11 protein-coding genes are annotated in these 14647 nt (G+C 49.1%); all 11 read left to right on the forward strand.

Annotated features, from left to right (window positions below; translation table 11 throughout):
- Window positions 1–367: 367 nt before the first annotated feature.
- The 11 genes from FP815_11975 (at window position 368) to FP815_12025 (ending at window position 14590) form a co-directional block, all read left to right on the forward strand.
- Window positions 368–3682 (forward strand): glycosyl transferase family 51, encoded by a 3315-nt coding sequence (locus FP815_11975; protein ID MBA3015649.1) that lies wholly within the window; start codon window positions 368–370, stop codon window positions 3680–3682.
- Complete coding sequence (locus FP815_11980; protein MBA3015650.1) at window positions 3682–5337, forward strand: tetratricopeptide repeat protein; 1656 nt, start codon at window positions 3682–3684, stop codon at window positions 5335–5337. The genes FP815_11975 and FP815_11980 overlap by 1 nt, the downstream gene beginning before the upstream one ends.
- 528 nt (window positions 5338–5865) lie before the next feature.
- A complete protein-coding gene (locus FP815_11985) occupies window positions 5866–8088 on the forward strand; it encodes a chemotaxis protein CheA (protein ID MBA3015651.1) in 2223 nt (740 codons plus the stop codon).
- Between the two features lie 64 nt (window positions 8089–8152).
- Window positions 8153–8659 carry a purine-binding chemotaxis protein CheW gene (locus FP815_11990; protein ID MBA3015652.1) on the forward strand — a complete coding sequence of 169 codons (507 nt, stop codon included), beginning with the start codon at window positions 8153–8155 and terminating at the stop codon, window positions 8657–8659.
- Window positions 8660–8805: 146 nt separating this feature from the next.
- Entirely contained in the window at window positions 8806–9636 is an 831-nt protein-coding gene (locus FP815_11995; protein MBA3015653.1) for a protein-glutamate O-methyltransferase CheR, read from the forward strand.
- A gap of 58 nt (window positions 9637–9694) precedes the next feature.
- Window positions 9695–10174, forward strand: coding sequence for a chemotaxis protein CheD (locus FP815_12000; protein MBA3015654.1), 480 nt, complete (start codon window positions 9695–9697; stop codon window positions 10172–10174).
- The gene (locus tag FP815_12005) at window positions 10171–11022 is read left to right on the forward strand and encodes an HDOD domain-containing protein (protein MBA3015655.1); all 852 of its coding nucleotides are present in this window, start codon (window positions 10171–10173) and stop codon (window positions 11020–11022) included. Before FP815_12000 ends, FP815_12005 begins: the two co-directional genes overlap by 4 nt.
- 110 nt (window positions 11023–11132) lie before the next feature.
- Complete coding sequence (locus FP815_12010) at window positions 11133–11579, forward strand: response regulator (GenBank protein ID MBA3015656.1); 447 nt, start codon at window positions 11133–11135, stop codon at window positions 11577–11579.
- A 23-nt stretch (window positions 11580–11602) separates the two neighbouring features.
- Window positions 11603–12073: a chemotaxis protein CheX gene (locus FP815_12015; protein ID MBA3015657.1), complete on the forward strand. Its 471-nt coding sequence runs from the start codon at window positions 11603–11605 to the stop codon at window positions 12071–12073.
- 17 nt (window positions 12074–12090) lie between these two features.
- A complete protein-coding gene (locus FP815_12020; GenBank protein ID MBA3015658.1) occupies window positions 12091–13128 on the forward strand; it encodes a chemotaxis response regulator protein-glutamate methylesterase in 1038 nt (345 codons plus the stop codon).
- Between the two features lie 274 nt (window positions 13129–13402).
- On the forward strand, window positions 13403–14590 hold the full coding sequence (locus FP815_12025; GenBank protein ID MBA3015659.1) for a D-alanyl-D-alanine carboxypeptidase: 1188 nt from the start codon (window positions 13403–13405) through the stop codon (window positions 14588–14590).
- The last annotated feature ends 57 nt before the right edge of the window (window positions 14591–14647 follow it).

Here is a 14647-nt window from a genome sequence, read left to right on the forward strand (position 1 = left end):
GAAATGAGTGCGCACAATTGACACCCAGAAGCTGACAGAATGGTATTTTTTACATGACAAAAAAAGTATGTGCAATTAAAAAGCGTCCAGTTTCCTTGTGATGGTATAATTTAATGGTGATTTTTGATGTGTTTTACGCCGTGTTTTTTAGCTGATTGTTATGGTGCGCGAGACTGCATTTGTCGTTAAATCATGGTGTTGTCTGCTGGCGCAAGTGTTTGTCGTCCTTGACGGGTGGGATAGGGGAGTTTTTTTAGCTGGTCAAATTTAGTTTGGTTTTAGACGTTGCAGAGTCAACCGGTTGAGGATTGTGATGCGTATGGATCGTGTCTGTCGGTCCGTCAACGGTAAATAGGAATTTTGGGTTATGGGTCGAAAATTATTATTGTGGTTTGTTGGGTTCTTGGGATTGTCAGTAGCTGGTGTTGCGGCTTTGGCATATTGGTTTGTTGTCATCTATCCTGCCGATGATATCAGCCCTGACAATCTTAAAAAACTTCTGGGCGTTGAATCTCCGGTGTTTTATCAGGATGGGCAGAGCAAAGTTGGGGTGATCTTTACAGACTCGCACCGGCAGTACCTGGCCTACGCCAAAATCCCTCAGGGCTTTGTGCAGGCGATTGTGGCGGCTGAAGATCATGAATTTTTCAGTCATCATGGAGTAGATATCCCTGGCATTTTTCGGGCGATGCTGGCTAATCTTCAGGCTGGGCGAGTTGTTCAGGGCGGCAGCACTCTGACTCAGCAGGCGGCAAAAAATTTATTTAAGCGGGAGGGCCGTTCTTATCGTGAAAAAGCGAAAGAACTTCTCTACGCCTTACGGCTTGAAGCTCATTATTCAAAAGAGAAGATCCTAGAATTTTACGCAAACCAATTTTACGTCAGTGGTAACGGACTGGGCCTCGGGGTGGCTGCAAAGTATTATTTTGATAAGGATGTCGAAGAGTTGACTCTTATTGAAAATGCCTTTATCGCTGGCAGTGTTAAGCGCCCGAACTATTATAATCCTTTTATCAAGCGAGATGAGGCTTCGGCCAAGGAGGCGCGCCTTAAGGCACGACAGCGAACAGGCTATGTGCTCGGGCAGATGCGGGATATGGGGATGATCAATGAACAGATTTATCACGATTTGTCAGCCCAGGAGGTCCCTTTCAAGCAGGGAAGGACGTCCTTTGCCGATAACACGGTGATGGATGTGGTCAAAGATGCCTTGGTGGAACCTGAGGTGGAGGAGGCGTTGGCCGCGAATGGTGTTGAAAACGTGGCCAGTTCTGGAATCAGGATTATCACTACGGTCGATAAAGAGTTGCAGGATGAGGGGCTTAGGTCCACGCGCCAAGAACTTTCGCGGTTGTCTGTTCGGTTGTTGGGGTATGATCATCGCCTGTTGCAGGAGAAGTATCAGAAGCTTGCCGAGGAGAAGAGCCCTATAGAGGTAGGGGGATTTCTCTTTGGGCGGGTCATTGATACGGTCAAAGGAACAGATCCTGAAGTGCAGGTCCTTTTAGGGAGTGCCTCCGATAACGGGGTGCTGACCGATGTTACTGGGGTGATTGATCGTGATGGCCTGATGCCTATGGCCGAGGCACAGGCTAAGTACCAAGGGCAACGGTGGAGCGCTGCCGATCGTTCTCAACTCCTGCGTATAGTGGGTACGATGCAGGGTGGGGATTTGGTCTATGTCTCACTGAGAGATCGTGATTCGGAGTCGGGTCGCTATCGCCTTGATCTGCATAAGTATCCCGAGATGCAAGGGGCGGTGATTGCTGTGCGGGAGGGTGCGATCAAGGCCATGATAGGCGGTAATGAAAATCGTTTTTTTAACAGAGCCATGGACGCCAAACGGGTGATGGGTTCGGTTGTAAAGCCTCTGGTATACAGCGCGGCTCTGCAGCTGGGCTGGAGCGCTGCGGATATGCTGGTAAATGAACGCGGCGCTTTTGTTTATCAGAATCAGGAATATTTCCCTAGACCGGATCATCATAGTCCACATCCGTGGGTGTCGGTGAGTTGGGCCGGGGTGAAATCAGAAAATCTGGCCACAGTGTGGTTGCTCTATCATCTTTGTGATCGGTTGAATTCCGGCCAGTTCAAGGAGGTGATCGACAAAGTTGGCCTGGGACGGGAGCAGGGTGAGTCCTATCAGCGCTATGTCAGTAAGATTCGTGACCAGTACGGTGTTTTGATCAATGATCTGGCCCTCCGTCGTCTGGCCTTTGATAGTGCGGTTGAGTTGATCGGGCCTGATTTGCTTTTTGATGGAAAAATTGCCGAGAATGATCTCCTCCATCACTTTAATTATCAGCTTCAAGGGGTCTATGCGCCAAATGATAAGGAGACGGAAAAGGAGGTCCGGCGGCAGGCAGTGGCCCGAACCTTTGTTGATCAGCAACGTTTTTATCGTCAACTCCTGGCCTATAAAATCAAGGTTGAAGCGGAAAGCGCTGTTGATAGTCAGTTTCTACCATTCGGTGAGGTAGGGGATGGGCAAGTTAGGGCGAGGATTTTTTCTGGTCCGACGGGATATCTTTTTGCTGAGACGCCACCTGGTGGGGAATGGCGGATGATGAGTCTGCAAGAGGTGGTAGCTGTTTTACGGGCGCAGCCGCCAGGTTCCCAGGATTTTTGGGATGGGATCAGTATGAACGGGCTATTGACTGCCGGGACATTTAGGCAGTTAACCGAAATCGTCGGTCAGGAGTTTCAACGCGTCTCTGCACTGCCTGCCTATGAGTCGGAGGTGCTGCATCGGGTCCGTGATTTTCGAGTCTTGGCAGGTCTGCGCTATTTGATCGCCTTGGTTCGGGAGATGGGGGTTACCAGTCCGTTGGAGCCTGTTCTCTCGTTTCCTTTAGGTTCCAACGTGATGACTTTGCTGGAGGTGGCGAGGGCATACGAGACTTTGGTGACTGGAGAAAATTATCGGGTTGGTCGCCCAGGAGCCGATGAGTCATTGATGATTATTGATCGTATCGAGGATAGCGACGGCCGGGTCATCTACTTGCCGGAGCGAACCGTGAAGCGAGTTTTGGATGTTAATACGGCCCTTTGCCTCAGCGATATCTTGAAGAACGTCGTAAAATATGGAACGGGCCGGTATGCTCGGGGACGTATTCGGATTACGAGTCAGGATCAGAAACGGCAGGCCCTGCTGGAGGATTTGGATCTTGAGGTCCCGGTTCTTGGCAAGACGGGAACGGCTAATGAGTTCAGAAACTCTTCGTTTGCCGGCTATGTGCCTGGTGTGGCCGAAGATGGGACCGGTCTCGCTTTGAAGGGAGGGTATGCTCTTGCGGTGTACGAGGGGTTTGATGATAATGTTTCTATGACCAGGACATCGAGTCATGTTACGGGGTCATCTGGTGCGTTGGTGTTGTGGAGTGAGATGGCTGATGCCATTGTCAATGATGCGGGGTATGGCGATAAGCTCAGGATTGAAGCCTTGCCGTTTGCCGCGGACATCGAATTTCCGCTACGGTATCCGGAGTTGGGTCAGGTTGTGGCCGAGCAGGTCAAGGTCTCTGTTGTTGGCAGTCAGGTAGGAGATCCGGCAGCGTTGGTACCTCCGGCAGTGCGTAGCGCGGTACAGCTCGGTCCGAGCGTCGTCACTTTTGGGAAGATTCAGGGGGCGGGGGAGTTGATACCTACCCGTCAGGTTAAACCGTTTTGGGGAGAACAGTAATGGCCAGTATTCGGTTTTGTTGGCAGGGCTTGGTTATAGGATTATGTGTGGTGGTTTTGGCAGGGTGTGGGGCTGGGAAACGGTTGACCGAAGGTGGCGACAATCATCAGCCGCTGCTTCCTCCCCCTCCATCGGTGACGCCGGTTACTGACAAGGGGGAGGGGAAATCTCCGGTGAGTATGCCGGACAAGGAGCCTGTGGCCGGATATCGAATGTCTGGGGACGATCCGTTAGTGTCAGAGCGGGTTTCGTTTTACGAAAAGACCCTTGATCAGTGGCGTGAAACGTTAAGTCAATTGACTTCGAGGGGAGAGGTAAAGGACGGGACGGATTCCTGGCGGGATTGTTTGCTGGCAGCGCAACAGGCGCTGGCAGGCTACAATTCACTTGAGGCAGGCCAGGAAAGAGATGCTAACCCTTGGAGTATCGTCGCTCGGGATGTCGGGTATTATGAAAAGGGGTGCGATCAAGTTCTTGCCGCCTTGCAGGGGAGGGGCTCTGCTGTGCAAAGCGATCCGTCGCTGTTGCCCCCAGGCAGCGATGGTCTTCTGACTCAACTGCGCGAGCACTATGACGCGAGGGATTATCAGGGAGCAATTACTACCTATGAAGCAATGACTCCCAGCCAGGAACCGGCGCAAGTTTCACGGGATGTCCGAGAGCTTTACGGTAAATCTTTGGTGAAAACCGGTCGTTTTGAGGATGCTGCTGCGATTTATACCGGAATTTTGGCCGAGTTTGGTCCGGTCAATGATTTGAAAACTCTGGAGTTGCGGCTGGAGACTGGAGATGTCTTGCTGGCTGCCGGTCGAGTGGATGATGCCCGGCAGGTGTATCAGGGGCACATCCAAGCGCTGTCCCCTCTCGTTAGTCAACAAGAGTGGGCAGAGGCCCATGCTCAGGCCTTTGCAGAGCAGGTGGCGCCTGAGGATATGTTGCAGTATCGTGAATTGATGAGGGCCTATTTGCTATTTGATGGCAAGCAGATTCCGCCATCGCTGATAGAGGGTGTGGCTGCTATGGAAGGGAGTACGCCGGGGCCGTTTCTCGATTTGGCCAAGATAATGTTGGGCAGGGTCCGGACGCAGGCTCAAACCTGGGCACGGGAGCAGTTGGCAGAGATACGTTCTTTGATTGATCTAAAGAAACTGGATGAGGCCCATGCCTTGCTGGGCCAGGTTATCGCATCGGCATCACCTGAAATTATGGGAGTCATTACCCAGTTTCAGGCGGAAATTGCTCAGGCGCAGGCTTTGGGACAGGTGGTCCCTGGAGAAGCAACGGCGCCGGAAGCGGTTGATCCGTGGCAGGAAACCATGGTTCTTTTTGAACATCAGAAATATGATGAGGCTATCGTTGGTTTTCAAAAATTTGAAGGCACAGAACGTGCCGCCGAGGCACAGGCGAAGATAGCCGAGTCTGTCGAACTTGCTGCTTCGGCCATGAGGCGGCAGGCGGCAGCTCTTTTCGCTAAGGCCAGGAATACCTTCGATCCTGAGATCAAGCGCCAGACCTTGCAAAGTTCGCGAGTGTTACTTGGGCAGCTTATAGAAAAATATCCTCAGGCCACTGTTATCGACAAGGCGCGTCAGAATATGAAAGTTATTGATGCTGAACTTGGTATCTTGTCTTCTTCTCCTCCATCCCTCCCATAACACGCTATGGTTCTTCCCAACTCAATTATGTCAAAGACGCTCTTTGATTACTGATCTGATCTATGACTAAATTCCTCATGTCGTCAAGAAGGATTAAAGTTCACAGGCATTTGACCGTGATAGTTGCATTCAAAGGGCGGGATACAGGTAGGCGGGTTCCAGTGACTTCAGAAAAGTGTGGCACGCAATAGATTGGAGTTTTCGAAGGTTTTGCGTATTTGTCCGTTATTAAGGTCCATCGTTGTTGTTCTTCTCTTTCTCAAGCATAAATTAACCATGACTCTGCTGAATTTATGCTTGGTCTGTTAGGGGTCCTTGGTGTTTTTTTGAGTTTTTTCATGAAAAAGACTTGCCAATGACTTTCTTTTTTAGGCAAGCTATACCTAGGCATTGAGGTTTGGGTGTTTAGGGAGAGTTTTTGCCCCGTGTGATGATTGAGGGGAGTGGTGTTTCCTGTAGAGGTGTGCGTTACTGCGAAGTAGATATATCAATGGCGCCGAGATAGATGGAGAAATGGGTATGACAGATATGGGTGGTTCAGCAATTGCCGCGCAACTCGATGAAATGGCTTTAAAAATTATGATGGTGGAGCCTGGTGACCTTTCAGTGGTTGGCGAATTAGTCGTTCTCATCGAAGAGTTACAGGAAATGCCAGGGATTGAGGGTTATCCTGGATTGCAGAGGATGGGACAGGCTCTTCGCGATGTTATTTGTAAAATTGTGATGACCGAGTTGCCCGATTCAGCCGAAAATTATGAACGGATTGGCCAGTGCATCAGTATGATGCAGGAAGATTATAGGAAGGGAGGAGATGATGCGGCAGAAACAGGGTTTGTCGCGATAGTTAAAAAAATTGAGTTGGAATCTGATGAAGATGAGGGCTCTGTTTCTGAAATAATTTCTCAAGAGGGAGCAGTTTTGGCTCGTTCGACCACAATAAGTGCGCCTCAGGGAATGAAAATTTTGGAATCATCCCCAGAAGAAGCTATGGAATTTCTTCAAGATGTTGAGCTGCTGACAGGGTTTGTCGGCGAAACCATGGAGCATCTTGAGTCCATAGAGGTCAATGTCCTTGAATTGGAGGATAATCCAGGGGATTTGGAGATAGTTAATAAGATTTTCCGGCCGTTTCATACTATCAAGGGTGTTGCCGGATTCTTGAACCTGAAGAGTATTCAGAGATTAGCCCATAGTACCGAAAATTTGCTGGACGACGTACGAAACGGTGTCCATGTCATGGATGCCGGGGTTATTGATGTGGTGTTGAAGGTTGGAGATTTTTTGAAAACCATGGTCGATAACTTGAGAGTGGTATTGAAAGAGGGTCCGGAACAATACAAAAAGTATGACATCAGCGATTACGTGGCCTGGGTTGAGGCTGTTCAGAAGGGTGGCGGTGCCAGTGGTACGGCAGAGGAGGTTGCGATTTCGGTGTCAAGCGCCCCGGAAGTTCCTGTTCAGCCATTAGTCAAGCAGGACATTGCTCCGGTGTTTGTTGCCTCTGGTGGTGAGGCAGAGCTTTTGTCAGCGGCAGCGGTGAAAGTTGTGGCACCGCCTAAGGCTTCGGTTGGCGATTCCATTAAGGTTGATGTCGAAAAGCTTGACGGCTTGGTAAACGCGGTAGGTGAGTTGGTTATCATGCAGGCCATGGTGCGGTCTAATCCCAGGCTTGCAACTCTGTCCGATCCTAAGCTGATCAAGGACTTCTCTCAGTTGAGTCGCATTACCAGTGAACTGCAGAAAACCGCCATGTCCATGCGGATGGTGCCGATTCGTCAGACCTTTCAGAAGATGATTCGCTTGGTTCGTGATCTTTCCAAGAAGACCGGGAAGGAGGTCAATCTGGTTATGGTAGGCGAAGAGACCGAGATTGATCGCAACATGGTCGATTCGATATATGATCCCTTGGTTCATATGATGCGAAATTCGGTTGACCATGGAGTTCAGATCCCAGGAGAACGGGAAAAGTTGGGGAAACCCAGGTCGGGAACGGTCAGCCTGAGAGCGTATCAAAAGGGTGGCTATATGGTGATCGAGATAGAGGACGATGGCCAGGGCTTGAATACGGAGAAGATTCGTCGTAAGGCAATTGAGCGGGGGTTGATTCAGGAGCATGATAACAGCACGGCCTATGAATTGAACAACCTGATCTTCCTGCCAGGGTTTTCCACTGCAGATAAGATTACCGATGTCTCGGGGCGCGGCGTTGGCATGGATGTGGTTAAAAAAGCAGTAGAAAAACTGCGCGGCAAAGTTGAGGCTATTAGTTCGCCGGGCAAGGGATCGCTGTTTGTGATTCGGCTTCCTTTGACTCTGGCGATTATCGACGGGATTATCGTCCGGGTGGGTAGTGAGCGGTATATCATTCCCACCACCGCCATTCAAGAGTCGCTGAAGCCCCCCCGGGAGAATTACAATACGGTTCAGGGGAAGGGTGAGACATTGATGGTACGGGGGGCGGTGCTTCCCATTATCCGGCTGTATCATCTCTTCAATGTTGAGCCCACCTATACAGACCCGTGGGATGCTATTGTGGTGGTAGTTGAGTATGAGGGGCGGCAGCGGGCGATTATGGTCGATGAATTGCTAGGCAAGCAGGAAGTGGTGATCAAAAATCTGGGAGGATTGAGCGATATTCCAGGCGTGGCCGGAGGAACTATTCTTGGCGATGGTCGAGTTGGTCTGATTCTTGACTTGGCCGGTATTGTCCAGTCACACTCGGGTCATGCCGCGGTTGAAGCCAAAGGTTGAACTATGTTTTGGTTTTAACAGTATATAAGAATTCCAATAATATTTTTTACGAAGTGGAGGGATTATGGAGGCAGGAACAAAAGAAATTCAGAGCGGTGGTGGGCAGGGTCTTGGCGGTAAATATCTGACGTTTGGCCTAGGCACAGAGGAATATGGAATTGTTATTACTAAGGTTCGTGAGATTATTGGTATCATGGAGATCACGGCAGTACCGCACACCCCGGATTTTATTAAGGGTGTTATTAACCTTCGTGGTCGGGTTATTCCCATACTCGAGTTGCGGATGAAGTTTGGGATGGAGCTGAAGGAATATGATGAACGAACCTGTATCATCGTGGTTGATGTGCCGGGACCAAGTGGGATGGTGCAAGTGGGGATGCTGGTGGATTCTGTCTCTGAGGTGGTGAATATTGCTGATCAGGATATTGAGCCGCCGCCTGACTTTGGTGTCGCTACCGAGTCCGATAATATCATTGGTATGGGTAAGATCAAGGGTAAGTTGAAGATTTTACTTGATGTCGATCAGGTCATCGGTCGAACTCTGGCATCATCGCTTACCTCACTTAAGTAGTCGGGTATGGTTGTTCGAGCGTACTATTGTCCAGGGATAATGCCGAGTTGTGATCAGGAAATGAGAGGGACACAGCGCTGCCATGAAAGTTTATTTGTCGTAGAATTATGGGCTATTACTGGAGTTAGCCAGGGGGTAGTTTGTTGATGGTGGGTAAGCAGCTGACAGATGCAGAGTTTAAGAAATTCAGCGATCTTATCTACCAGCATGTTGGTATCTTCATGAAGCTGGAGAAGAAGGAGTTGCTTAATGCCCGCTTGGGTAAGCGGCTGCGTGCCTGCCAGCTGGATTCTTTTCAGGAATATTTTGATCTGATTACGCAACCTGGCGAACAGGCTCGCGAGTTTGTTGAATTTCTCGACAGCGTATCAACTAATTTTACCAGTTTTTTCCGTGAGGTTTCTCATTTTGAGTATATGAAGACACGGGTCCTTCCGGATTTGGTGGCCAAGAGGGGTGGAAACCGAGAGTTTGTGTTCTGGTCTTCAGCCTCCTCTTCCGGGGAAGAACCGTATACCATGGCTATGTTCTTAAGTGAGTTCGCGGTGCAAATGCCTGGTTTTCGCTACCGGATTATTGCTACCGATATCTCGACCAAGGTCTTGGCGATGGCGGCTAATGGGGTCTATCCTGTTGAGCAGACAACCAAGGTACCCCTTGATATTATGAAAAAATATTTTCAGAAAGGTCTTGGCGCCAGCGCTGGCAAGGTAAAGGTTAAAGAACAAATCCGTAAGCAAGTGGCATTTCAACGGTTTAATTTGATGGGTGAATTTCCTTGGCGGGAGGAGATGGATGTTATTTTTTGCCGCAACGTCATGATCTATTTTGATCGTCAGACCCAGGAGAAACTCGTTGGTAAATTTTATGACTGCTTGGCGAGGGGCGGGTATTTATTTATTGGACATTCTGAAAGTATTTCAAGCCTAAAGCATGATTTTGTTCAGGTCGAAGCCACAACCTATAGAAAGGTTTAATTACCTAAATAATTTATAGTACGGTGTAATGGCGTCCTGACGCTGGAAAGGAGGATTAATGAAGTTAATTGTTGGAATATCGGACATGAAGATTGGGACTAAGCCGGAAGAGGAGTTGGTTACCTATTCGTTGGGTTCCTGCATCGGGGTTGTTTTGTGGGATCCTGTTGTCAAGGTGGGCGCATTGCTGCACTATATGCTGCCGGACTCCAGTATCGATAAAGATAAGGCGGAAATGAAGCCTTTTATGTTTGCTGATACCGGTGTCCCTCGGATGTTTAAGGAAATATACAAGCATGGTGGTGTTAAAGAGCGCATGAAGGTCTATATTGTGGGTGGTGCTCAGATTATGGACGATTCTGGGATGTTTAATATCGGAAAAAGAAATCAGATGATAATCCGGAAGATGTTCTGGAAGAATAATGTCACAGTGGCCAAGGAGGACGTGGGAGGATCTGTTAATCGGACTGTCACTTTGAATGTCGGGACTGGACATGTCAGGCTGAAGATTTCGGGTCAGGGGGAGGTGGATTTATGAGTCGCATTGAAGAGATTGTTAATATCGCAAATCACATCCCCCCGTTTCCTAAAGTTGCCATGCAGGTCATGAAAATGCTTGATGATCCAGCGGTCCAGGCCAAGGATCTGGCTGAGGTGATTCAGTATGATTCAGCGATCACTGCTAATATTCTTAAGACCTGTAATGCCGCATATTTTGGGTTGCCCCGCAAGGTGTCCGCCTTGGATGATGCCCTGGTCCTGATGGGGCAGGATGCATTGAAGGATATTCTTATTGCCAGTAGTAGCGCCCGTTTTTACAAGGGAGGGGCTGGGGAGGGCTATCAACTGGAGCAGGGGGAACTCTGGAAGCATTCTGTCGCGGTGGCGATCATGTCTAAGCTGATCAGTTGTCACTTTGAGGGGATTGCCCCAGGCACGGCATTTACCGCCGGTCTGCTCCATGATATAGGAAAGCGCTTCTTGAGTAGTTTTGTGGCTTCAGATTTCAAGAAAATTATGGATCGGACCTATATCGATGGACTTTCCTTCATGGCTGCGGAACATGAAATTTTGGGCATGGACCATGCCGAGCTGGGGAGTTTGATCCTGCAGAAGTGGGATTTTGGTGAAGATATGATTCAGGCTGTTAAGATGCACCATGATCCACAGGCTCTTGACAAAGATCCGCTGATCGCCTTGGTGGCAATGGCCAATACGCTGGTGATTTCGTTGGGCATAGGTGTTGGTGCGGATGGATTGTCTGGGGCGATGCAGGGCCAGGGGTTGAAGCGGTTTGGAATAACGGCCCTTGATCTGGACCGGTATATGTCGATGTTGTTTATGGAAATGGAGCGGGCCGAGGATCTCATGGGGTTATCGAATTAAGGTGCAGCGCCTTTATCCCTTTCTGATTTACTCGGATAATTCGTGATTTAGAGATAACCCATTATTGGTAAAGAATTAGAGTTCTTTGTCGGGTTAGAAAAGGGTCAAATATGGCATTTAATATTTTGGTGGTTGATGACTCGGAAACCATGCGTGCCGTTATAAAAAAAACGGTGGCCATGTCTGGTGTGCAGATTGGCGATATCCGGGAAGCCGCAAATGGTAAGGAAGCTCTGCAGGTGTTGCAAGATGTATGGATTGATGTCGTGTTGAGCGATATAAATATGCCTGTAATGGGTGGAGTGGAATTCTTGCGGGAAGTCAAGCGAGACGAGGTGCTTCGTAATATCCCGGTGATTTTCGTGTCAACTGAGGCAAGTCAGGCGAGGATTGATGAAGTGACAACCCTTGGTGCGGCTGGTTATGTTAAGAAGCCCTTTATGCCGGAGAAAATCAGGGACATTCTTCTTGATGTATTGACAAAGGCTTATACGAGTCGGATGACTGAAGAGGGGCATGATGTTATGCCTGAGGCGAGTAACGAATCGGATTTTTAAGATTATCCGAAAGGAAGGGTGACGTGATCAGCGATGTATTTAAAAAAGAACTGAATGCCGCAGCGGTTGAAGTCTTTGGGACTATGTATTTCACTCCGGTCGAGTTGCTTCCCGAGATGCCGGCACGCGACAGCTGGCGGCTTGAGGCGAGCTATATTAAATCCGTTATCGGGTATGAAGGACCATCTCAAGCAACGCTCTGTTTTTATTTCCCTCGGAGTTTGGGGGTCAGTATTGCCAGCGGGTTCCTGGGATTAGAGGAGGAGGCGATTACCGATCAGCAGCTTGTTGATACCATGCAGGAGTCAGCAAATATGATTGTTGGAAACTTTTTGGGGCGGATCGACCCGAGCGGAGTCTGTCGCCTGGGGATACCGGGAGCCGAGCTAGTGAAGAGCTTTTCTCCTGACTCGGCATGTAATCCAGAAGAAGATCTTCTGGCTTTTGTGTCCGATTTTGGTCTTTTGTGGTTGGTTTGCAGCGTGCAACAATGAAGGCTTGGTGGTAATTGATGAAGAAGATTCGTGTGCTGGTAGTCGACGATTCGGCGGTAGTTCGTAAGGTCTTCAGTGAAGAGTTGGGACGTGAGCCTGATATCGAGATATGTGGCACAGCTCCTGATCCTTATGTGGCCCGTGATAAGATTGTCAACTTGAAGCCGGATGTTGTTACGCTTGATATCGAAATGCCCAGAATGGATGGTATCACCTTTCTGCGTAAGCTCATGAAGTATTTTCCTTTGCCGGTAATCATTGTGAGTTCGCTGACTGAGGCTGGCGGTTCCTTGGCAATGGAAGCCATGGATATCGGGGCTGTTGATGTGATATGCAAGCCAGGCTCTGCCTATTCAGTAGGTGATATGAGTGTCCAGCTGGCGGAGAAGATCAGGGGGGCAGCCAGGGTGAATATGGGCGCTCGACAGCGTGTGGTCCTGCCTGGGCGGGTCTCTGCTGCGTTGCCATCACTTGCATTGGCCAAGAGTACCAACAAGATTATTGCCATTGGTTCATCAACGGGCGGTACTGAGGCATTGAAGGTGGTGCTGCCCCTGCTTCCTCCGACAAGTCCTGGTATTCTAGTAGTTCAACATATGCCGGCCCATTTTACAACGAAATTTGCGGAACGTTTGAATGAATTGTGTCAAGTCCGGGTCAAGGAGGCAGAAGACGGAGACTCGGTTGTGCCCGGGACATGTTTGCTGGCCCCTGGGAACTTTCATATGGTAATGCGTCGGAGCGGAGCGAGGTATTATGTGAATGTCAAGACCGGTCCTTTGGTGTGTCATCAGCGCCCGGCAGTTGATGTGCTTTTTAATTCGGTGGCAGCTTATGGGGGCAGTAATGCGATTGGCGTCATCTTGACCGGAATGGGAAAAGATGGGGCAAGCGGTATGCTGAAGATGAAGCAGGCAGGGGCCCAGACTATCGCTCAGGATGAAAATAGCTGCGTGGTCTTTGGGATGCCTAAGGAAGCAATTGAAGCGGGCGGTGTCGATCACGTGGTGCCGCTTCATGAGATCAGTGCCGCGATTTTGCGATTATTGCAGTGACGTCATGGGGCGAGGGAGAGATGGAAGTTTTTTAATCTCGATTGCGACAGTGCCCCCCATGAGAGGGTGGAGAGAGGGTGCTAATCTGTTATGTTGTGGTTTTTTGCAATAGCGATGTCTATATGTAGTATGATTCGGCTTTTGGAGTTCTTGTGAGGAGGGATGTCTAACCTTTCGATAATGCTTGAAAAAGAGCTTGATTTTTTAATAGATGTATGAAAGAATGACCAGGAATAGATGATAAGCTTTAAGAAAACCAGCTAATGGAGGTAACATGAACTGGCTTAGAAAATTCCTTCTGGTCTTTTGTTGTTCCGTATCGATTGTATTCTCTCCCTGCCTCTCTGTGACGGCTGATGCCGTCTCTTCCAAGAAAACAGCCGTTTCAAATAAGAAAAAAACAACAAAGAAAGTTAGAAAAATAACGACCAAAAAGACGGCCAAGAAAACTACCAAGAAAGTAGCCAAGAAAGTAATTGCGAAAGGAGTTAAAGCGCAAAAGGTAACTGCTTCGAGTGCAAAGAAGAAAAAGAGTGCCAGCCGTCAAATTCGGCGGAATACAGCGAGTGTTAAGGTAAAAAAAGCTGGCTTGGTAGCGTCTTCTGTAGCGGCCACAACGAGAGAAGCCAAGACTGGCTCGCTGGCTCGTCGGATTACCGCCCGTAGCGCTATGGTGATGGATGCAGATACAGGTGCAACAATTTATGCTCAGGATGCTGACACTCCCCGGCAACCTGCAAGCACTATCAAAGTTTTGACCGGTGTCATCTCTTTGGATGCATTAAACAAAAATGAGTTGGTGACAGTCAGTCGTAATGCTGCCAGCATGCCGGCGTCAAAAGTACATTTGGTTCCTGGTAAGCGCTATCCTGCCAATGACTTGATTAATGCCGTGCTCTTGGCTTCTGCCAATGATGCAAGTGTCGCTCTGGCCGAAAGGATTGGTGGGTCAGAAACAAGTTTCGCTCGGTTGATGACGGCTAAGGCCAGAAGTTTTGGCGCTACTAAAACGGTGTGTAAAACCGCAAACGGTCTGACGGCCAGCGGCCAATATACGACAGCTCACGATTTGGCCTTGATATTTAAGAGTGCCATGCGTCATCCACGCTTTGCGGAAAAATTAGCGGTGGCGACGTTGAAAAATACGGATGGACGTATTGTTCGGAGTCATAACCGAGCGTTGTGGCTTGTCGATGGCGCTGAAGGTGGGAAGACAGGGTATACCGCAGCGGCCCGCAAGACGTATGTTGGCAAATTTAAACGTGATAGTGATGAGATAATTGTCTCACTCATGGGGAGTGAAACCATGTGGGAGGATGTTAAAAAATTGGTCGAGTATGGTTTCGCACAGAAACAGAAGGCGCTGGCACTCACTGCTCGTGCTGATTATGCCTCTGATTCTCAGAGGGTGGTGCAAGTGGGTAGTCCTTCGCGTCACCTTGCTGTAGCTCCATCTTTGTAATTAAAATTTGCGAGTTCGTGACGAAGCTTCGTCACGAACTCGCTATTCCTCCTTCTG

The sequence above is a fragment of the Desulfobulbaceae bacterium genome (genome assembly GCA_013792005.1).
GTDB lineage: Bacteria > Desulfobacterota > Desulfobulbia > Desulfobulbales > VMSU01 > VMSU01.